The organism is Pararoseomonas baculiformis, from assembly GCF_017813395.1.
GTDB lineage: Bacteria > Pseudomonadota > Alphaproteobacteria > Acetobacterales > Acetobacteraceae > Roseomonas > Roseomonas baculiformis.
The window spans coordinates 43,425-61,984 of the sequence record NZ_JAGIZB010000019.1 but is presented as its reverse complement, the minus strand read 5'-3'; the positions used below and the strand labels follow the sequence as shown (position 1 = coordinate 61,984).

At 71.4% G+C, this 18,560-nt stretch carries 20 protein-coding genes; 3 read left to right on the top strand and 17 right to left on the bottom strand.

The window, feature by feature from the left end; genetic code table 11:
• Positions 1-2: 2 nt before the first annotated feature.
• Both J8J14_RS17975 and J8J14_RS17970 read right to left on the bottom strand, forming a co-directional pair.
• Positions 3-860, bottom strand: a complete 858-nt coding sequence (locus tag J8J14_RS17975) for a TIGR01459 family HAD-type hydrolase (RefSeq protein ID WP_209380925.1) — start codon at positions 858-860, stop codon at positions 3-5.
• Positions 860-1,918 (bottom strand): quinone-dependent dihydroorotate dehydrogenase, encoded by a 1,059-nt coding sequence (locus tag J8J14_RS17970; RefSeq protein ID WP_209380924.1) that lies wholly within the window; start codon positions 1,916-1,918, stop codon positions 860-862. Before J8J14_RS17970 ends, J8J14_RS17975 begins: the two co-directional genes overlap by 1 nt.
• 127 nt (positions 1,919-2,045) lie before the next feature.
• On the opposite strand from J8J14_RS17970, the gene J8J14_RS17965 reads away from it, so the two are divergent.
• Positions 2,046-2,876, top strand: coding sequence for a DMT family transporter (locus J8J14_RS17965; protein WP_209380923.1), 831 nt, complete (start codon positions 2,046-2,048; stop codon positions 2,874-2,876).
• Between the two features lie 54 nt (positions 2,877-2,930).
• A complete protein-coding gene (locus tag J8J14_RS17960; protein WP_209380922.1) occupies positions 2,931-3,986 on the top strand; it encodes an alpha/beta hydrolase family protein in 1,056 nt (351 codons plus the stop codon).
• Positions 3,987-4,003: 17 nt separating this feature from the next.
• Here the strand turns inward: J8J14_RS17960 and J8J14_RS17955 are convergent, their stop codons facing one another.
• From J8J14_RS17955 to J8J14_RS17940, 4 genes are all read right to left on the bottom strand, one after another.
• On the bottom strand, positions 4,004-4,372 hold the full coding sequence (locus tag J8J14_RS17955) for a DUF952 domain-containing protein (RefSeq protein WP_209380921.1): 369 nt from the start codon (positions 4,370-4,372) through the stop codon (positions 4,004-4,006).
• A gap of 77 nt (positions 4,373-4,449) precedes the next feature.
• Positions 4,450-5,412, bottom strand: a complete 963-nt coding sequence (locus J8J14_RS17950; protein WP_209380920.1) for a Bug family tripartite tricarboxylate transporter substrate binding protein — start codon at positions 5,410-5,412, stop codon at positions 4,450-4,452.
• A gap of 81 nt (positions 5,413-5,493) precedes the next feature.
• Complete coding sequence (locus J8J14_RS17945) at positions 5,494-6,000, bottom strand: cell wall hydrolase (RefSeq protein WP_209380919.1); 507 nt, start codon at positions 5,998-6,000, stop codon at positions 5,494-5,496.
• A gap of 3 nt (positions 6,001-6,003) precedes the next feature.
• The gene (locus J8J14_RS17940) at positions 6,004-6,354 is read right to left on the bottom strand and encodes a hypothetical protein (RefSeq protein WP_209380918.1); all 351 of its coding nucleotides are present in this window, start codon (positions 6,352-6,354) and stop codon (positions 6,004-6,006) included.
• A gap of 107 nt (positions 6,355-6,461) precedes the next feature.
• Between J8J14_RS17940 and J8J14_RS17935 the strand changes: the two genes are divergently transcribed.
• Positions 6,462-6,680 carry a hypothetical protein gene (locus J8J14_RS17935; RefSeq protein ID WP_209380963.1) on the top strand — a complete coding sequence of 73 codons (219 nt, stop codon included), beginning with the start codon at positions 6,462-6,464 and terminating at the stop codon, positions 6,678-6,680.
• Here J8J14_RS17935 and terL read toward each other — a convergent pair.
• The 11 genes from terL to J8J14_RS17880 all read right to left on the bottom strand — a co-directional run bounded on the left by terL (position 6,677) and on the right by J8J14_RS17880 (position 18,491).
• Positions 6,677-8,119: a phage terminase large subunit gene (terL, locus tag J8J14_RS17930; protein WP_209380917.1), complete on the bottom strand. Its 1,443-nt coding sequence runs from the start codon at positions 8,117-8,119 to the stop codon at positions 6,677-6,679. The genes J8J14_RS17935 and terL overlap by 4 nt on opposite strands.
• The gene (locus tag J8J14_RS17925; protein ID WP_209380916.1) at positions 8,103-8,414 is read right to left on the bottom strand and encodes a hypothetical protein; all 312 of its coding nucleotides are present in this window, start codon (positions 8,412-8,414) and stop codon (positions 8,103-8,105) included. The genes terL and J8J14_RS17925 overlap by 17 nt, the downstream gene beginning before the upstream one ends.
• Positions 8,411-10,693 (bottom strand): hydrolase, encoded by a 2,283-nt coding sequence (locus J8J14_RS17920; RefSeq protein WP_209380915.1) that lies wholly within the window; start codon positions 10,691-10,693, stop codon positions 8,411-8,413. Before J8J14_RS17920 ends, J8J14_RS17925 begins: the two co-directional genes overlap by 4 nt.
• 36 nt (positions 10,694-10,729) lie before the next feature.
• Complete coding sequence (locus J8J14_RS17915) at positions 10,730-11,170, bottom strand: hypothetical protein (protein WP_209380914.1); 441 nt, start codon at positions 11,168-11,170, stop codon at positions 10,730-10,732.
• The gene (locus J8J14_RS17910) at positions 11,170-13,050 is read right to left on the bottom strand and encodes a hypothetical protein (protein WP_209380913.1); all 1,881 of its coding nucleotides are present in this window, start codon (positions 13,048-13,050) and stop codon (positions 11,170-11,172) included. The genes J8J14_RS17915 and J8J14_RS17910 overlap by 1 nt, the downstream gene beginning before the upstream one ends.
• Before the next feature lie 4 nt (positions 13,051-13,054).
• Positions 13,055-13,621 (bottom strand): hypothetical protein, encoded by a 567-nt coding sequence (locus tag J8J14_RS17905; protein ID WP_209380912.1) that lies wholly within the window; start codon positions 13,619-13,621, stop codon positions 13,055-13,057.
• A gap of 256 nt (positions 13,622-13,877) precedes the next feature.
• Positions 13,878-14,711, bottom strand: a complete 834-nt coding sequence (locus J8J14_RS17900) for a phage capsid protein (protein WP_209380911.1) — start codon at positions 14,709-14,711, stop codon at positions 13,878-13,880.
• Between the two features lie 430 nt (positions 14,712-15,141).
• Positions 15,142-15,885 (bottom strand): capsid assembly protein, encoded by a 744-nt coding sequence (locus tag J8J14_RS17895; RefSeq protein WP_209380910.1) that lies wholly within the window; start codon positions 15,883-15,885, stop codon positions 15,142-15,144.
• The gene (locus tag J8J14_RS17890; RefSeq protein WP_209380909.1) at positions 15,882-17,321 is read right to left on the bottom strand and encodes a portal protein; all 1,440 of its coding nucleotides are present in this window, start codon (positions 17,319-17,321) and stop codon (positions 15,882-15,884) included. Before J8J14_RS17890 ends, J8J14_RS17895 begins: the two co-directional genes overlap by 4 nt.
• A gap of 190 nt (positions 17,322-17,511) precedes the next feature.
• Positions 17,512-18,030, bottom strand: a complete 519-nt coding sequence (locus J8J14_RS17885) for a hypothetical protein (protein ID WP_245215923.1) — start codon at positions 18,028-18,030, stop codon at positions 17,512-17,514.
• 14 nt (positions 18,031-18,044) lie between these two features.
• Positions 18,045-18,491 (bottom strand): hypothetical protein, encoded by a 447-nt coding sequence (locus J8J14_RS17880; RefSeq protein WP_209380908.1) that lies wholly within the window; start codon positions 18,489-18,491, stop codon positions 18,045-18,047.
• Positions 18,492-18,560 lie beyond the last annotated feature (69 nt).

Below are 18,560 nucleotides of genomic sequence, written 5' to 3'. Positions count from 1 at the left end.
CCCTACCAGCGCAGGCCGCGCAGCGCCGCGACGGGGGAGACGCCCTCGGCCTTCGCGCGGGCGGCCAGGGTGGCGGAATCGGCATTCGCCAGGCCTTCCTCGGCGGCAAGGCCGCCCAGGGCCCAGACCGCGTCCAGCCCCGCCGCCAGGGCACCGGCGAGATCGGTATGGGGGCTGTCGCCGATGGCCACGCAATCGCCGCGCGGCAGGTCCAGCAGCTGCATCACGGGGTCATAGGCCGCCGGGTCCGGCTTGCCGATCTCCAGGGTGCGGCCGCCGAGCCGGGCATAGCGCTCCGACAGGGCGCCGGCGCAGATGATGAGGCGCCCGCCGACCACCACGTGACGGTCCGGGTTCACGCAGAGCATCGGCAGGTCCCGCGCCAGCGCCGCGCCGAGCAGGGCCTCGTAGGGCTCCACGGTCTGCACGCCGCGATCCGGGTCGGGCCCGGTGTTGAGGACCCAGTCGGCGTCCTCCACCCGGTCGGTCAGGCTGATGCCGAGCTCTTCCACCACCGAGCGGTCATCAGGCTTGCCGATATGCAGGGCGCGGGGCCCGAGGCCCTGGACGAAGGGATGGGCGCGGTCCCGCAGCAGGCGCCAGGTGATCTCGCCGCTGGTCATCGCCGCGTCGTAGAGCGTACGCCCGATGCCGAAGGCGGCGAGCTGGCGCTCGACCACATGGGAGCGGCGCGGGGCGTTGGAGAGGAAGCAGATCCTTGCCCCCGCGCCTTTCATCCGTGCCAGGGCATCGGCGACACCTGGGAAGGCCGCCTGGCCGTCATGCACCACGCCCCAGATATCCAGCACGAAGCCGCGGTAGCGCCCGACCAGGGGCGCGACGCTGTCGAGGATCTGCATCAGGCTTCGGCTCCGATGGCGTCGGACAGGCTCTTCACCCCGTCCTGCCGCAGCAGGGCGGCGAGTTCGCGCTTGATCCGGGGGATGAGGACGGGGCCGGCATAGGCGAAGCCGGCATAGCTCTGCACGAGGGAGGCGCCGGCCTTGATCTTGGCATAGGCCGTCTCGCCGCTCTCCACACCGCCCGCGCCGATGAGGGTGAGGCGCCCGCGGGCAAGGCGGTGGACACGGCGCAGCAGCTCGGTGGAGGGCTGGAAGAGCGGGCGGCCGGAGAGGCCCCCCGTCTCACCCTTCTTCGGGGAGCGCAGCGTCTCCGGCCGGGTAATGGTGGTGTTGGAGACGATCAGCCCGGCCACGTCGCGGTCCAGGCAGGTCTGCACGATGGCTTCCACCGCGCCTTCGGCCAGATCGGGGGCGATCTTCACCAGCACGGGCGGGCGGCGGGGCAGTTCCCCGCGGGCGGCCAGGGTTGCGTCCAGGATGGCGGCCAGCCGGGCCTCGCCCTGGAGGTCCCGCAGGCCCGGGGTGTTGGGGGAGGAGACGTTGATCGTGACGTAGTCGGCCAGCGGCGCCACGCGCCGGTACAGCGCGGGGTAATCCTGCTCCGGCGTCGTGCTGTCCTTGTTGATGCCGATATTGGCGCCGAGCACGGCGGGCAGCGGGCGCGGCAGGGCGGCGAGATTCGCCGCATAGGCCTCGATGCCCGCATTGTTGAAGCCGAAGCGGTTGATCACCGCCCGGTCCTCCTCCAGCCGGAACAGGCGGGGGCGCGGATTGCCGGGCTGCGGGCGCAGGGTGGAGGTGCCGGCTTCCACCAGGCCGAAGCCCAGGCGCATCAGGGGCAGCACCGCCACCGCGTTCTTGTCGAATCCGGCGGCCAGCCCGACCGGGTTGCGGAAATCCAGCCCCATGGCGCGCGAGGCGAGAATCGGGTCGTCCTCCCCGGGGTCACGCCCGGCCAGGCCGAGGCGCAGGGCGCGCAGGGACAGGTCATGCGCCGTTTCCGGATCCAGCCCCCGGACCAGGGGCATCAGGGCGGAGGCAAGGGCGGCGCGCATCGCCGCCGCTTGTGCCGCAGCCCGGCGCGAAGGGCCAGGGGGTGGGGCGCGTTGACGGCGCGGCGGGGGAACGGGAGAAGCAGGCCGGGACCGATCCGGGAGAGACGCGTTGCGCGGGCCGTTGCTGATGCTGTCCGCGCTCGCGCTCTTCGCGGTGCTGGACGCCAATTCAAAGGTGCTCTCCGGCGGCTACCATGTCAGCCAGGTGCTCGCCTTCCGCTACGCCATCCTGCTCATCCTGCTGGCCGGGGCGCGGATGGCGCGGCCGCGGGCCGGGGGCGGGCTGGCTTCGCGCCGGCCCTGGTCCCAGGTGCTGCGCGCCGCCTTCATGGTCGGCTCGGGCGCGGGCTTCTTCCTGTCGCTTCGGGAATTGCCGCTGGCGGAGGGCTACCTCGTCTATTTCACCGCGCCGTTCCTGCTGCTGGCCCTGTTCCGTCTGCTGCTGAAGGAGCCGGTGCCGGCCTCTGCCTGGGGCTGGTGCGCGGTGGGGTTCGCGGGGGTGCTGGTGGCGCTCTGGCCCGGGCTGTCGGCGGGCGGTGCCTGGGTGGCCTATGGATGGGGCCTGTTCGGCAGCTTCTGCCACGCCATGGTGCTGGTGATGAACCGCAGCCTGCGCGACGAGCCCGGCATGGCGCGGGTGATCTTCTGGAGCGCGATACCCGCCCTGCCCTTCCTCGCGCCCTGGGCGGCGGTGGAATGGGTGACGCCTTCCTGGGGGGATGCGCTGGCGCTCTCGGCCAATGGCGTGCTGGCGGGCGGGGCGACGCTCTGCCTCGCCTCCGCCTTCCGCCACGCCAGCGCGGGGCGGCTGGCGCCGCTGGAGTTCTCCGCCCTCATCTTCGCGGTGATCGCGGATGTCACGGTCTGGGGCGTCTGGCCGCCGGCGCTGGTCTGGATCGGGGCGGCGATCGTCGCCTTCGCCGGGGTCATGGCGCAGCGGCGCTCGACCGCGCATTAACGGCCCCCTACCCTCCTCCGCACCGCCCTGGCGGGCAAAAACGGAGGAACGCCGATGTCCACCACCTCGCGGGCCGTCGGGCTTGCGGCCCTGATCGCGGCTGGCACATGGCTGGCCCAGCCTGCGTCAGCCCAGAATGCCGCGCCCGTCACGCAGGGGCCGCTCACCATCGAGCGCCAGGGGTCCTTCTTCGTGGGTGGGCGCACGCTGCGCTCCGACACGCTTTCCACCCTGCCCGCCTATGCGCCGAATGGCAGCATCACGGTGGATCAGATGTATGTCCGCTACCAGGTGCCCCCGAATGCGGCGGAGAAGCCTTCCCTGGTTCTGGTCCATGGCTGCTGCCTGACGGGCAAGACCTGGGAGACGACGCCGGACGGGCGCATGGGTTGGGACGAGTATTTCGTCCGCCGCGGCTATCCGACCTATGTGGTGGACCAGGCATGGCGCGGCCGTTCCGCCGCCCATCCGACGACGATCAACGCGGTGAAGACCGGCCGGAGCGGCCCGGACACGCTGCCGACGGTGTTCGCCGCCGGGCAGGAGGATGCCTGGGCCATCTTCCGCTTCGGCCGCCGCCATCCCGAAACCTTCCCCGGCCTTCTCTTCCCGCTGGAGGCGCAGGACGAGTTCTGGAAGCAGATGGTGCCGGACTGGAACTTCTCCGTTCCCTCCCCGAACCCGACGGTGACGGGGCTTTCGGAACTCTCCAGGCGGCTGGGGCGGACGGTGCTGGTCAGCCACTCGCAATCCGGCATCTATCCGTTCCAGACCGCCGCGATGAGCCGGGAGGGGATCGCGGGGATCGTCTCGATCGAGCCTGGCGCCTGCCCCGCCGCGAATGGGGACATGAAGCCCTATGAGGGGCTGCCCATCCTCGTCCTCTGGGGTGATTTCGTGGAGGAATCCACGCGCTGGGCGCCACGGCTCCGCGCCTGCCGCGAATTCGCGCGGGCCGCGAATGCCGCTGGCGGCAAGGTGGAAATCGCGGTGCTGCCGGAAATGGGCATCCCCGGGAATTCCCACATGCTGATGCAGGACCGGAACTCGCTGGAGATCGCGAACTGGCTTGCGGGATGGGTGGCGAAGAACGTGGAAGGGGGCCGCTGAGGCGGCCTTCCCGGCCGCTACGGCACCCAATCCGGGAAGCGGTGCAGCCCATCCTTGCCAAGAGGCAGGAAGACCGCGCCGCGCACGGCCGAGAGCGGCAGCGGCGCATAGAGATGGGGGAAGAGGCCGGGGCGCTTGCCGCCGGCGGCCGGTTCCCAGCGCAGCGCATCGCCCAGAGCCACGGATTCGGCGCTGACCAGCCAGAGATCCGGTTCGCCCGCGCGGTGCTTCGCGGCGCTGGCGCGAAGCTGGGCGGCGGTGGAGAAGTGCAGGAAGCCGTCGCGCCTGTCATCGGCGCTGCCGTGATAGACGCCGGCTTCCTGCGCGGCACGCCAGTCGGCCCCGCGCATCAGCGTGTGGATCAGGGCTTCGGGTGCATCGCCCATCGGCTTTCCTTCCGGCGTTCCGCCGCGGCGGATGCCCGGGCCCGCCCGGCTTGTCCAGCGCCGGGGCAGGTGGTGCCCTATTGCCGCTGCAGCCGGCCCGCGGCGCTGGCCTCGGCCCAGATCCGGTCCTCGCGCTCCATGGCCGCCATCAGCTCGGCCGGTGGGCGCAGGTCCGGCTCGATGCCCAGCGTCGCGAGGCGGGCGCGGAAGGCCTCGCTCGCGAAGGCCCCGGCCACGGTCCGGTGGATCTGCCCGGCCAGGGCCGGCGGCATGCCCTTCGGGCCGAGCAGCCCGACCCAGCCCGCCAGGTCGAACCCGGCCAGTCCCTGCTCCTGCGCGGTGGGCACATCCGGGAAGAAGGGCGTGCGCGTGGCGGTGGAGACGGCGAGCGGGCGGACCTTGCCTGTGGCGACATGCGGCGTGACGCTGGCCGTGCTGGTGCAGCCCAGGGGCAGGTGGCCGGCCACGATGTCCGTCATCAGCTGGCCGCCGGAGCGGTAGCTGACATCGGGGATCTCCACCCCGAGCCGGCGGGCAAATTCCTGGCCGATGAACTGCGAGAGCGCCTCGGTGGAGCCGGTGCTGAGGCGCGACGTGCCGCGCCCGGCCTGCTCGCGCAGCTCCGCCAGGTTGCGGAAGGGCTGCCCGGCGCCGGTCACCAGAACCATCGTGTTGCGGGTCAGCATGGATACCGGCGTGACGTCGCGCAGCGCGTCATAGGGCAGGCGTTCCATGGTGTAGCTGTTCATCACATGGGTGCTGACCACGGCGGTGAGCGTGTGGCCGTCCGGTTCCGCGCGGGCCACCTGCTCCGTGCCCACCACCCCCGCGGCCCCCGCGCGGTTCTCCACCACCATGGGCTGGGGCAGCACCGGGCGCAGCGCATCCGCCAGGGCGCGGGCAAGGATGTCCGTCCCGCCACCAGGGGCATAGGGAACCACGAGGCGGATCGGCTTGGCGGGCCAGGATTGCGCGCGGGCCAGGGCGGGAAGCCCCAGGCCGAGCGTGACGGACATGGCGGCGCGGCGGTCGAGCAGCATCAGCGTTTCCCCATCTTCTTGTCCCGTGCCGCCACGCTAGGGCGGGCGGCCCCGCGCGGGAAAGGGAAAGCGCTGGACCGCTCAGGCCACGAGCGCGGGAGCGAGCGGATGCGCCGGGCGCGCGCCCGTTTCCAGCCGGTAGAAGACCAGGCCGCCCATTTCGGCCAGGGGTGCCCGGGCCACGGCCCAGGCGGGCAGGTTATCGGCGGCGTGCCAATGGGTCGCGCCGCCTGTCGGGTCCGGCAGCACGCCGGCCAGGGCACGCGCCGCGATGCGGCGGCAGGTGGCCAGGGCCGATGCTTCCTCCGCCGGGGGATCGGCCAGCCGCGCATGGCCGGGGCTGCGGGGATTCCTGCAGGGGAAGAGAAAGGGGTCGCGGCAGAGGGCCAGCATTTCCGACGCGCCTGGCTCCGGCAGCCGGGCATGGCCGCCCGGCGCGAAGGGCGCCGCGCCCGGAACCCTGGCGGGGCGCGGCATGGCGGCCCGGGCTCGGTTCACCGCCAGGGCGGCCAGGGCCTCGATGGCGCGCACGGGGCGTGCCCCGGCCTCCGCGAAGAGGACGCGGGAGAGAGCTTCGGTGGCATCCATGGTTCAGCGGTCCTCGGCGAGCACGCGCATCTGGGCGGCGGTGCTGTGGGCGGCGCGGGTGGCTTCGTCGAGCTTCTGCTCGATGCGGATGAGATGGGCGGTCAGCCGCCCATCCACGTCCCGGATCAGGGAGAGCGGGACATAGGTGCGGGCGACCTCCAGCTTGAAGGCGGCCAGCTCGTCCCGCGTGCGATCGAGCGCGGCTTTCTGCTGGGAAAGGTCCTGCAGCGGCACGCCATCCGGCGCCTGCGCGATGCTGCGGCGGAGGGAGTGAAGCATCCAGACAAGGATGGCCATCAGCGGGGTTTCCACCGCCGCGGCGATCCAGTGCGGCTCAGGGGGAAAGGACAGCATGGGTCCTCCTTCGGGGAAGGCGCCGGGTTGCGGGGTGGCGCGGGGTTGATCGCGCGGGCTGGCACCCCGACTTGCCGGGGCACCATGAGGGATGCATTGAGCGGCTGATGTGGAACGAGCCCTATCTTGAGACCTGCTGCCGGGCAGCGCTGCACCGGCTGTTCCTGACGCATGGCGGCACCCGCCCGGCGGGGTTGCCGGACGAGCCCTGCCTGCGCCGCCTCTGCACCATGGGCTTCGCGGATGAGGTCTCGCCCGGGCGCTTCGCCATGACCGCTGACGGGGCAAGGCGCCATGCGAGCGAGGTGCTGAAGAAGGCGGCCTAGCCGCGCCAGGACATCCCGCGCGGCGCCGGAGGAAGGGCGGGCAGCCGCACCGGCTCGGCCAGCAGGCAGCCCGCCACCGCGTCCAGCGCATCGTCCCGCACGCCGTCCGAGCCCGGCTTCCATTCCGCCATCTCGCGGGGGAAGGCGGTGCGGAACACGGCCTCATGCGCGTGCAGGCGGCGCGCGGCCATCACCGGGTCCAGCGCCCCGAGGATACGCTCCTGCTTCGCCCTGTGGCTCGCATGCTCCACCACCGTGCAGGCGGCGCCGGCGCGGGCCATCTCCCGCCGGAGCAGGGGTGGCAGGAACTTGCCGATGCCGTTCGTCTCCACCCGCACCACGGGCAGCAGCAGGTCCTTCGCGATGGCCGCGACGCGGCGGCATTGCTGCGTGGCCGGGTCGGGCTCCCCATCCGGGTCCTGGGTGATGTAGGCGAGGCGGTGGAGGTAGTGGTTCCCCTCCCCATCCGCGAAGGTGGCGGCAAGGACGCTGGAGTCACCCTGCCCCGGCCTCCCATAGGCCGGGTCCCAGAACCCGCCGCCGGAGACGAGGCGGCGCCCGAGCAGGGAGAGGATGGGACGGCCATTCGCCTCCCGGTAATCCGGCTCCTCTCCGTACCGGACGATGAGCGCGGGATCGAGCCGCGCGGTGCCGGAGGAGGCGCATTCCAGCATCATCTGCCGCCGGAACGGCAGCGGCCCCACGCGGTCCCGCAGTGTCTGGATGGCCTCGCGCGGGAAGCGCTCCGGCCAGGCGCTGCGCCCGACGGGGTTGAGCAGCGGGATGCGAAGGCGCCGGTAGCCGGCAAGGAAGGCACCCTCCGCCTCGGCCGGGGCATAGAGGCTTTCGGCGCAATGCGGCGTGCCGACATAGAGGATGGTGCCGCCAGGGGTGAGGATGAACTCGCATTCCCCCAGGCGCTCGCGTAGCTCCTCCCGCTTGCCCGGCGTGTCGCAATTCCCGGCCACCTCCACGTCGTCGCAGATGATCAGCTCCGCCCGCGCGCCTGTGACATTGCCGGTAATGCCCTGGGCGAGCATGGAGGGCTCGCGGATCGCGCCCGCGCGTCTCACCGTGAAGCGATCGGAGGCCCAGCTCTCGTCGCCGCCGAGAAGATGGCGGCAGAGCGGGTGGCGTTCGACGATGCGGCGCACGGTCGCCACCATGCGCGCGGCCAGGCTGTGATCCGCCGCCAGCACGAGGATCCGCAGTTCCGGCTGCACCGAGAGCCGCCAGGCGCACCAGAGCCCGACCAGCGTGGACTTGCCGCAGCCGCGGAAGGCCATCAGCAGCAGGCGCCGGTCTCGGCCCGCATGCCGCGCCATGAGCCATCGCGCGATGCGGCGATGCACGCCGGGGGTGTTCACGCCGGCGCGCAGGTTCCAGGCATAGAGGAATTCCAGGAAATCGTGCTCCGTCGCCTCAGGCGGTGTCGTCATCCTCCGTGTTCTCCTCGCCGTTTTGGTCTTCCTGTTCGGCCAAGCGGATGGAGCGCCGCGCCTCGGCGAGCAGCGTGCCCGTTTCGGCCGCCGCCTCCGGCTCCGCGCTGCCGCGGTTCAGCTTCATCAGGTGCTCCAGATGCGCGAGCGCCGCGCGAGCCGCCGCGTGGTGGGCGGTGAAGGCCTTCGGATCCTCATGCGTCCCCGGGGCGGGGCCGCGCGCGACGAAGGCCTCGTAATCCGCCACCACCTTGCGGATGGCGCGGCGCAGCTCCTCGGGCGAGAGCGGCGTCACGACTTCACCGCCCGCACGCGCACCGTGCCGGCATTGAGGTCCACCGCCGCGCCGCTGCGGTTCCAGGCCGTCACCGTCACCACATCCTGCGCGCCCACCTGGGCGAGGAAGATGAGGCCGGAGGTGGAAAGGCTGAAAGCCGCCTGCACGAAGTCCCCGGGCCGCACGCCGGGGCATGGCACGTTCAGCTGCGCCGACCCTCCCGCCGCGATGGAGGGGGGATCCCAGGCCATTTCGGCCTTCAGCTCCCGCACGCCATGCGGCAGCTCCGGCGTGCCATAGAGCACGGCCGGACTCTGCGAGGGATCGCAGGCCAGGCGCATGCTGCGCAGCTCGTAATCCGTGCCGATCCGCGCCACGCCGATGATGGCGGTCTGCACCTGCGGGGCCAGCCGCACCACCTGCAGCCGGGTGAGATTCGCGTCGTTGCTGTCCGCATTGCCCTGCCACCAACGTGGCCCGGCGGCATAGGTGAGCGACATGCCGGAGGCCCGCACCATCTCCCCCTCGGCCGGGGTCAGCAGCACGCCGCCGGCACCGAAGCACTGGACCACCATGCGCGGGTCATCGGCATCCACCGCCAGGGCGAACTCCTTGCAGCGGCGCGCATCCACCACGAAGCCGAGGCCGCGCCCCCCTGTCAGCATCACGCCACGGTCCGTCAGAACGTAGCTGTCCAGCGCGGGGAAGGCGAAATGCGGGATCTGCGTGGGCGTGCCGCTGACATTGGTGGAAAGGCATGCCAGCTTCTCGAAGCCCGTCTCGGTGGCGTTCCAGCGGATCGCCGCGGCCCGCAGGTTGGGAACCTCTGCAAGGCTGCGCGTGAATTCGCGGTGCGCCGCGCCCTGGTGCAGCGCCCGCACGATGCTCCCCACGCGGGTGGAGGTTCCCGTGTAGTCGATCTCGATCCCATAGCCCTGGCTGGCCCAGGCCACCTCATAGACATGGTCCTGCGCCCCGGCGGTATGGCGGGCGACATAGGGGTCGCAGCCCTCCATCCGCATTCCGCGCGCGAGGATGGCGCGCGAGTTCACCTGAACCAGGAAGGGAATGCCGTCTATCGCCCTGTCGCGCGACTGCAGCTCGAAGGCGGGCCCGTCGAAGACATGCCGGTTATGCGCCACATAGGCGCCTGGCGCGGCGGAGAATCGGATGCCGTAGCGGTCCTTCTCCGGATAGGTGGCCAGGGAATGCGCGAAATGGCCGCCGTGATAGCGGACCGAGGTGTTCCACCCCGCCGCGCTTGCCGTGCGGATGTCCAGCCCATAGCGGTTATCCACGATGCGGCCGAGATGGAGAACGCTGTCCTCGAAGCCGCGCTCCACGCCCAGGGTCTGCACGCCGATGGTGAACATCTCCACCTGGCGTATCTCGATCAGCGCGGAATCCTGGTTCCGGATGAGAATGCCGATGTCCCGCTCATCCTCCCAGGAGGAGATGGCGGCGCGCAGCACGCGCAGGCCCTGGTAGATCTTGGCGCGATTGCGGATGGCCGCCCCATCGCCCAGTGTCAGCGCCGCCTCTCCGCCCGGCCCGGCATAGAGGATGGCGCCGCGCATGGAGAGGCCCGCCGCCGCCCCCGGCAGTGTCAGCGGAATGGTGGAGCGGAAGGTCCCCTCCCCGATGTCCAGGAACTTGCCTGAAGCGGCTGCCGCATTCATGGCGGCCTGCAGGGCCGGCCCGTCATCCGCCACGCCATCGCCGGCCGCGCCGAAATCCCGCGCCGAAAGGCGCTCGGCCAGCTTGTCCTCCACGGTGCGCGGAACGCCGCCGGGAAATGGCGCGGACAGGGTTGCTTCCCCGCGGGAGAAGACGGCCACATTCCCCAGGCTGTCGAAGCCCAGAAGCCGGTTCGCGCGTGCCGGGCGCGGCGGCAGCACGAATTGTCCGCCCACCTCTCCAGGCCCCTGGCGCAGCGCGCCGCCTGCATCCTCGCGCAGCTCCTGCAACGCGGCCATCTGCCGGTCCAGCTCGTCATTCAGCGTGTTCGCGCGCAGCACCCCATTGGGCTGGTAGTCGGTGACGCGCTCCATCACCAGCCGGCGGCGCAGCACCAGCCTGGCACCGGCTGCGGGCGGCAGGGCGAAGGTGACGATGCCGCCATCCGACCGCCCCGCGCCCGAGACGGCAAAGCCGCTCGCCAGGCGCAGCCCATCGACATGGACCTCGATGTCCTCGGCCGCGAAGACGGGAAAGGGATAGACGAAGGCGGTCTGCGCGCCATCGGCCACGTATTGCACGCGCGGCGCGACGTCGCCGATGCGGATATGCTCGGCCATGGGATTCTCCGGTTCTGCCGCAGGGGCGTGTTCAGCTCAGTCCAGAAGGCTTTTCACGGCGCCACCGAGGCTGCGCCCCGCGCTCACCCAGTTCCGCGCGGAACCATCCTGGTCGAGCAGGGATCTGCGGTTGGCCGTGAGCCGCGCCGAGTAGGTGGCGTCATCCGCCTCCTGCGCCTGCCGCGCGGCGCTGCGGAGCCCGGCGGAGAAGGCCGCGCCCGATCCATCCTCCGGGTTCACGCCGCCAGCCGCCAGCCGCGTGCGCGCGGCGGCGATCCCGCGTTCGAGCGCCCGCTGCCGCTCGGCGCGGGCCTGCGCGGACTGGGCGCCGAGGATCTGCTCCTGCGCTTCCTGCCGCAGCAGCGTGTTCTGCTGCTGGATCGCGGCGTTCCTCTTCTGCCGCTGCGCCTCGGTCACCTGCGAGTAGATGGAGGCGCCGGTGGCGGCGAGCGTCACGACGGGGGCAAGCTGCGCCATCAGTCGGTCGTCCTCGTTTCGGTTGTCACGGAAAGCAGAGTGAAGGCCAGCGGCGCGTCGCCCTCGATCCGCCAGAGCGGCGCGAGGGAATTCCGCCTCCATCCCAGGCCGCGCAGGGTCACGTCACCGGTGAAGAGGGGCGGCGCGGCGTCGAGCATGGGCGTGTCCAGCCGCCGGAAGGGCACGGGCCGCGAGCCCCGGCCGGTATCGACCGAGAGCGCACCCGTCTCCAGCAGGCGGAAGGTGATGGCCACCAGCCGCACCGGCCCCATGCGCGCGCCGGTGCCGGTAGAGGTTTCCGGCGGCATCGGCTCCACGACATGGGTGAAAGGCAGCCCGGCCTGCACGGCGCCCGCGGGCGCATCGAGAGTGACGACACCCCCCAGCACCACCGCCCGATCCCGCGGCGCCCCATCCGCGAGAAGCGCGACCGCGCGCCCCTCCAGGTGATCCAGCCCGGACCAGGCAAGGCCATCCGCGCTGCCATGCGCCGGCACGGCCGCATCCAGCCGCAGCGCATCGTCGAAACGCTCCAGCCGGAAACGCCCGCCGCGCTCCACCACCGCATAGACAGTGCCTTCCATCTCCGCGAGGGAGTGGAAGGCGCCGTCGGTCTCCTGCCGGGTCCAGCCGGTTACAGCCTCGGCACGGTAGATGGTCAGCGTGGCCAGGCTGCCATCCTGCATGGCCAGATGCAGCAGGCGGCGCCGGGAATCATAGGCCATGGACACCGGCGCCCGCATCAGGTGCCGCGCCACCAGCGCCAGGTCCTCGGCCTGATAGGCCTGCTGGAGATCGGTGTAGGAGAATTCGTGCACCGCGCGCCCGGACCGGGCCACGAAGACCGTCGATCCATCCACATCCAGGGGCGGCACACTGCGCTCCACCGGAGAACCCACCCGGGTCTGCCGCGTCACCTGGATCGAGGAGGGCGTCAGCGGGTCGCCACTGACCATCCATTCCGCACCGGAGGTGAAGACCTGCAGGTGCCGCCCGGCGAAGACGGCGCGGATCGCGTTCAGCTGGTCCGAGACAAGGCCGAACTCGATCGCCTCGTCATCCAGCCCCTCGCCCGGATCGAAGTTGTCGTATCGCGCCGTGCGGGAGAACCAGAGCCGGTTCGGCAGGTCACGCGAGCCGCCCAGCACAAGGCGCGCCTGGTGGAAGCAGGCGCTCACCGGCCAGCCGCGCACCGCGCTGAATGCCGATTCCTGCCATGCCGTGCTTGCCTCCATGGAGGCTGGCGCTTCGAGAATCTGCGCCGTCACCATCGATGCACTGTTCACCGCGGTGATGGAAAGGCGCCCCACGCCGATCCGCAGCTGCGCGCCGACATGCCCGGGCAGGAACACATTCTCCGAGGCCGTCACGCTCACCACCCCAGCCGTGCCGCTGGGCGTGAGCGAGACGCTTCCCGGCGCATAGCGGAAGAAGGGCTGCGCCGCGAAGGCGAAGGGGGTCATCACCCAATGCCCGGCATCGTTCCTGCGAACGGCCTGGGGCGGCATGGCCGGGTGCAGCAGCAACAGCGTCCCCCCATCCTGGGTGAAGGCGATCTGCGGCAGCATGGCCGCCGTCCAGGGCGCATTCATCTCGGCCACGGGCTCATCGCCCCGGAAGATCCTCAGCCCGTGCTCCAGCAGCACGAGAAGAAAGGCCTGCTCCGTGCTGAACTCGAAAGGCACCAGCCGCGCAGCGCCGGGCAGCATCGACAGGTGGCGCAGGCCCGGCCTGCGCTCCACGCCGCCCGTGGGCTGGATGAACATGTTGCGCAGCCGCATGGCGCCGCTGGACCAGGCGGGCACATCGCCGCGCCCCAGCAACTCGGGCGCCAGCTCCCCCGCCGTGAAGGTGGTTTTCGCGCGCTTGATGATGGGCATGTGCTCAGCCCCGCACGCCAAGGAGCGGGAAATCCTGGATCGCCTTCGGCGTCGCCTGCTGGCTATCCGCCAGTCTTGCCTGGCGCAGCTCCGCCTCCGCGATCCGGTGCAGCATCTCCGCCCGCGTGGCGCTTTCCGTCAGCGGCAGGCAGAACTCCGCCGCCAGCCGCGCCACCAGCGCCGCGGCGAAGAAGGCGGGAAAGGCGCTCTCCTCCGGGCGGAACACATAGGTCAGCGTCACCTGGAACGCATCCGCATGCAGCCGCCCTTCATGGATGCGATAGATGACCCCCCGCCCCCGCCCGCTGCCTGCGGAGATCGCCCGCAACAGGTCGGGCGGAAGCTGGAAGGCGTTCGCCATATCGGCGACCGGGGAGGCGGCCAGCCGGTTCAGCGCCATCTGCCCCGTGGCGAAGGACCAGGGATGGCAGGAGAGCAGCGCATCCCGCGTGCCCGGGTAGAGATTGGCCGCCACCTCCGCCTCGGCCGTTCCCTCCTCGAGAGAGGCGATCGGCTGCGCGCCAAGCTTGAGCAGCGCGCGCGAGCAGAGGGCGAGGGCGGAAAGCGCCATCGGTTCGATGCTCCCTGTGTCGGGTTTCGTCGGGGAAAAGAGGGGCGCGGGGCCGGTGCCAGCGCCGACGCGGCCGCGAACGTCGCGCCGGCTCCGGCGCGGAACAGGCGGCGCATCGCGGGCCACCGGCCCCGCGCGTGGCGCACGCCGGCCGGGAGGCCCGGCGCGCGCATCGTCTCGTCATTGGTGCAAGGGCCGCGCAGGACGATTCCTCGTCGCGCGGCCCTATGTCACGCGCCCGGGCGCAAGCGGGCCATCACTCCGCCGCGCGCATCCGCACGATGCCCGCATCGTCGACCAGCACGGCGCCCTGGCTCATCATGTTGTTCACGAAATGCGCCGCGCGGTCGCCATGCCAGGTGATGTCGGTGGTCACGTCCTGCGCCACCGCATGGCCGATCGCGGTGCGGTGATAGAAGTAGCAGAAGCGCAGGTTGCCGCTCCTGGTCAGGCCGGAATGCGGCATCCACAGCGCGCCGAGCCAGCGCTTGGCCTGCATGCCTTTCCAGGGCAGGTCCGCATCGCCGACATACTGGGCATTGGCGAATTCCTCGATCTGCAGCAGCTGGCTCCACTGCTTCCAGCCCACCACCGCGAAGCGGTTGCCGTCATCCGGCACATCGGCGGCGCCCAGCTTCTCGAAGGCCAGCAGCACCTTCGCCCGGGTCAGCCCATCTGTATCCGTCGTGCCGGCCGCGCTGCCCACGGCCTCCTGCGTCGCGGTGTCGAGCGCGGCGATGATCAGCTCGTCCGTCTTGCGGCCCAGCGCATAGGCACCGGCATTCGCCACCACCGCGCGCTCGTCCAGGTTGGTCTTGATCTCGTCGAGCTTATCGACCCACTCGCCCGCATAGTAATCCTGCAGGAAGCACTCGACCGCGGAGTAGTCGAGGTTCATCACCGGCACGACGCCGTTGCGCGCCTTGGCCGCGGCAACGCCCTTGCCCACGCGGGGGAAGACGGTGGAGGCGCCATGAACGCCGGTCTTGGAACGCACCGTCGGGCGCAGCTTGCTGCCCTGGCGCTGGAAGGCCTCATGCACCTCGGCCTGGAACTGCTTGACGAAAGCCTGGTCGATCGTGGCGGACACGCAGGTCCTCCTTCGGAATGGGTTTCGGCGCTGCTGGTGGGATGCGGCCGCCCGGTTGGCGCGGGGCCATTCCTGGCTCCGGGGCCGGGCGGCTCGCGGAACGGCGCGCGCATGCCCGGCCCGCTGGGCCAGGCAGGTTGTTCACGCCGGGAGAGGTGGAAACGAAAAAGGCCCCATCCGCCGGGGCGGAGGGGCCTTCAGAAAAGAAAACGGGGGCGGGCGGCACCAGGGGGATAGTAGGGGTGCCACCCGCCCCCGTGGCCGGACCGCACGAGGGGGGATGCGGGTCCGGCGGCGAACGGGGGTCACCCTTTGGGGGGATGCAGTCAGTGACCGCCCGTCGCAGTGAGGCATCGGAAAAACGCGATGACCCGACTCGGGTTTCAGAACCTTAGCGGAGATTCCTGAATGCCTGATTGAAGGAATTGCATCACCCTGTCGTGAGGCGCCGGAAGCCCTCGGTCACGCGCTTCACGAAATCGGGCTCGCGGGATCGCCAGTAGCGCGGATCCCGCATCATCCGGCGGAGCGCGGCCTCGTCCGCCGCCTCCGGCGCCTCCGCCTGGCGCGCCAGGCCTGGCTCGCCCCGCTCCATCATGCGGTGCAGCGTGATCACCCCTTCAGCGGTGGTGGAAAGAGCCCCCATCACCTCCTCAGGCAGGTTCGCGCGGCCCCAGGCGGCGATCTGCCGCGCTGTGCGCCGGTACCGCTCCTCGCCGCCGAATTCGCTCCGCAGCCGATCCCGCTGCCGCTCCGCCTCGAACTGGGCGGCCGCTTCGGCCACGATCGGCAGCAGCCGCTCGGCCGCCAGATCATAGGCCAGCTGCACCTGGGCCGGGGTAAAGCCCGCACGGTGAAAGGCGGCATTCACCTCCACGTCCGGCCCCACCAGCGCATGCCTCGGCTCCACGCAGTACTCCTCCGCGCTGTCGGGCACGCCGATGGCGCGCCGGAAGCGCAGCCGCTCCTCCTCCGGGGCATCATCGCCCGGCGGCGCGAAGCGCGCGGAGAGCTTGCGCTCCAGCTCGCGATAGGACTTGAGAAGCGCCTCCACGCGCAGTGCCCCGCGCTCGGCATCCCAGAACTTCTCCGGCACGTCCTCCGGCCGCGCCGCGGTCACAGGTGGCAGCTCCGCCCTGGCCTCGGCCTCCACCTCCAGCAGGTTCTCACTCATCCGATGCGTTGCTCCTCCAGGGGTGCCGGCGTGGCGGCGATGGCCGGGGGCGCGAGGATCGCGGCCGGCGCGGAAAGCGTGCGGGCGAGGTGCCGCGCCGCCGCGGGAAGATCGACCACGGCGGAGGCCGCGGGCCCCAGCGCCGCGACGGCCTGCAGGAACAGCATCGTGTTCGCCGCATCCGCCCGGCCCTGCACCCGGGCCAGCGGCGACTGGTAGGCGATGCGCGCCTCCTGCCCGTCCAGCAGGATGGGCGGCACCTCCCCGCGGCGGCGCAGGATGGAGAGGCAGCGCGCCACCAGCGGCGTCAGCAACTCCGCCTGCAGCCGGCCATAGGTGGCACCCAGCAGCCGCGCGGTTTCCCCGCTGCGCTCCAGCACCTCCGTCGCCGTCATGCTCGCGCGCTGCGGCGCCGAGAGCCGGTCCGCCAGCAGCGCCGCGCGGATGCGCTCCCTCATGTCCGAGAGAACAAGCTGCGACACGTCGAAGGAGCCCGCCGCCTTCAGCGGCGTCAGCCCCGAGGAGCCCACCGCTTTCGGGATGATGGAACCCGGCTCCAGCCGCACCGTCGCGGGATTCAGCACCCCGTCGTCATCGGCCTGCCAGATGCCGGTCGCGGCGATGGAGGCGTTCTTCAACACCAGCTCCACCACCTTGTTCGCGGTACGGATATCCGGCAGCGCCTTCATCACCGGCCCGCGCCCATAGGTTTCGCCCGGCACCTTCATCCATCGGAAAGCCAGGAACGGGCATTCCTCAAAGCGTCCCTCGGCCAGCGGCAGGGCGCGCCCGTCCCGCTCCAGCACCGCCGCGTAGCGTGGGCCGCCACGGCCGGGCCAGACCACCTCGATCACGCGCTGCGCCGCCTCTGGATCATCGGCCCGGAACAGGTCCGGCGGCAGCACCGCGCTGGGGTAGCGCCCGATGATCCCGTCCGCCGTCATCCGGAGCAGCCGGAAAATCGTGTCCAGCCGTCCGGAAGCTCCTTCCTCCAGCACCGCCTCGCGCAGCGGCACGGCGGTGAAGCGCAGCGCCGAGGCCTCGCCCGGCGGAGCCTCCTCAACCAACACCACGCCGGTGCCGGCCACCACAAGGTCGAGGAAGGCCTGGTGCATCTCCTGCGCGAAATTGGACCTGTCCAGATGCCCCTGCAGCACCTCCGCTGCCCGCTCCAACACGGCGGCCAGGGCAGGATCAGCCGCCTCGTCCACCGGCGCCAGCCCGAACCAGCGCGACCAGGGCGGGGTCAGCTCCGCCAGCAACGAGGCCGCCAGGTTTTCCGCCGCATCCGCGGCCGTGCCGTCATGCAGCGCAGGGCCGCCGGTGCCCGGCGTGCTCGCCAGCACATGCTCGTAGCAGTCGCGCCACACGCCCTCCCAGGGGCGGCGGCGCTCCAGCGCGCGCTCGGCGCGGGCCAGGATCTCCTCCGGCGTCATGCCCCAACCCCTCCCTCGGGGTGCGGCGGGGAAGTGGTGCAATCGCCCATGCGCCGGCTCGCTCCTGCTCTCGGATGCCCCGGCCCGGACAAGCAAAGGCCCGGCACCGGAAGGGTCCGGGCCGGGCCTGAAATCCTGGGATCGGGGAGGAAGGCCACCAGGCGCAACTCGCCCGTTGACGAGAGGGGTTCTATCCGATCATCCCGCCGTCGTCAAGAACATTTTCCTGTTTATGCGGAATTTTCTCCATGGCTCGGTAAAAGCCATAGGGCGTCAGCGCGAAAGGGGCGCAGGGCCCCAGCAACGCCCGGCACAGCGACACGCAGGAAAAAGGCGCGACCGCAGGCCAGGCCCGCGCCGGCGAGCCCGGCCGGTAGGGACCAAGCACACGGCACCCTGCACGCCGCCAGAAGCCCGGCAGGTCGAACCCGGCATCCACTGCCAGCCGCGTCACCAGCAAGCGTCCGGAGAGCGGATCCAGCACCGTCCACCCGTCCTCGTCGCGCAGCGCCGCGAAGCAGTGCCGGAAGCCCGGCCGCAGCAGCCGCATCCAGCCCTGGTCCGCGCCGCCGCCAAAAGCAATCCAGAGGCGCTGCGGCCGCGACTCCGCCACGCGCCGGTGCCCGGCCCCGGAAACGCCACCGCCGCCCCGGTATCCCGGAGCGGCGGCCAGCAGGTCTGGGGCCGGCACGATCGGTGCCGAGATCATGGGCGTCTCCCGGCTCAGGGCGTCCGCGGCGCGGCGAAGGGCAGAACGCCCGGCTCGCCGGCCTCGCGCGGCTCCCGCCCCGCCACGATCCCCTTCACCCGCAGCGGCCAATCCAGCCGCTCCATCGCCTCGCGCCAGAGCCGGTGGTCGCCACGTTCACGCAGCACGCCCGGATCGGGCGCGACGCCCCGCTCTCCCCAGATCCACATGATCCGCGCATGGGCAAGGTCGATGCGCCGGTGCCGGTACAGGCGGTCCAGGCACTTCACCACATCGTCGGGCTCGCAGGGCCGCGCCACCAACCCGCGGCCGGAGACGATGCGCGCGCCGTCGCGCCGCGCGACCAGCGCGGCCATGGTCCAGAACCACGCCTCCTCGGCATCGCTGAAGGGCTGCACCCTGTCGAGACTCGACAAGGCCGGTGTTGTGGTGCGGAGCGCACCGGAAATGGGACGGGTCATCGGGGGCTGATCCTCGCCGGTTGTGAACGAAGCGCGAACATCAACCCACGCCGTTGTGACCGTCAAGCC

Bases quoted from the DNA above. Each gene is read 5' to 3' on its own strand.
- J8J14_RS17880 (WP_209380908.1), bottom strand. From the start codon at position 18,491: ATGACCCGTCCCATTTCCGGTGCGCTCCGCACCACAACACCGGCCTTG.
- J8J14_RS17915 (WP_209380914.1), bottom strand. From the start codon at position 11,170: ATGGCGCAGCTTGCCCCCGTCGTGACGCTCGCCGCCACCGGCGCCTCC.
- J8J14_RS17940 (WP_209380918.1), bottom strand. From the start codon at position 6,354: ATGCTGTCCTTTCCCCCTGAGCCGCACTGGATCGCCGCGGCGGTGGAA.
- J8J14_RS17945 (WP_209380919.1), bottom strand. From the start codon at position 6,000: ATGGATGCCACCGAAGCTCTCTCCCGCGTCCTCTTCGCGGAGGCCGGG.
- J8J14_RS17965 (WP_209380923.1), top strand. From the start codon at position 2,046: ATGCTGTCCGCGCTCGCGCTCTTCGCGGTGCTGGACGCCAATTCAAAG.
- J8J14_RS17920 (WP_209380915.1), bottom strand. From the start codon at position 10,693: ATGGCCGAGCATATCCGCATCGGCGACGTCGCGCCGCGCGTGCAATAC.
- J8J14_RS17960 (WP_209380922.1), top strand. From the start codon at position 2,931: ATGTCCACCACCTCGCGGGCCGTCGGGCTTGCGGCCCTGATCGCGGCT.
- J8J14_RS17885 (WP_245215923.1), bottom strand. From the start codon at position 18,030: ATGATCTCGGCACCGATCGTGCCGGCCCCAGACCTGCTGGCCGCCGCT.
- J8J14_RS17895 (WP_209380910.1), bottom strand. From the start codon at position 15,885: ATGAGTGAGAACCTGCTGGAGGTGGAGGCCGAGGCCAGGGCGGAGCTG.
- J8J14_RS17905 (WP_209380912.1), bottom strand. From the start codon at position 13,621: ATGGCGCTTTCCGCCCTCGCCCTCTGCTCGCGCGCGCTGCTCAAGCTT.
- J8J14_RS17970 (WP_209380924.1), bottom strand. From the start codon at position 1,918: ATGCGCGCCGCCCTTGCCTCCGCCCTGATGCCCCTGGTCCGGGGGCTG.
- J8J14_RS17935 (WP_209380963.1), top strand. From the start codon at position 6,462: ATGTGGAACGAGCCCTATCTTGAGACCTGCTGCCGGGCAGCGCTGCAC.
- J8J14_RS17890 (WP_209380909.1), bottom strand. From the start codon at position 17,321: ATGACGCCGGAGGAGATCCTGGCCCGCGCCGAGCGCGCGCTGGAGCGC.
- J8J14_RS17910 (WP_209380913.1), bottom strand. From the start codon at position 13,050: ATGCCCATCATCAAGCGCGCGAAAACCACCTTCACGGCGGGGGAGCTG.
- J8J14_RS17950 (WP_209380920.1), bottom strand. From the start codon at position 5,412: ATGCTGCTCGACCGCCGCGCCGCCATGTCCGTCACGCTCGGCCTGGGG.
- J8J14_RS17955 (WP_209380921.1), bottom strand. From the start codon at position 4,372: ATGGGCGATGCACCCGAAGCCCTGATCCACACGCTGATGCGCGGGGCC.
- terL (WP_209380917.1), bottom strand. From the start codon at position 8,119: ATGACGACACCGCCTGAGGCGACGGAGCACGATTTCCTGGAATTCCTC.
- J8J14_RS17975 (WP_209380925.1), bottom strand. From the start codon at position 860: ATGCAGATCCTCGACAGCGTCGCGCCCCTGGTCGGGCGCTACCGCGGC.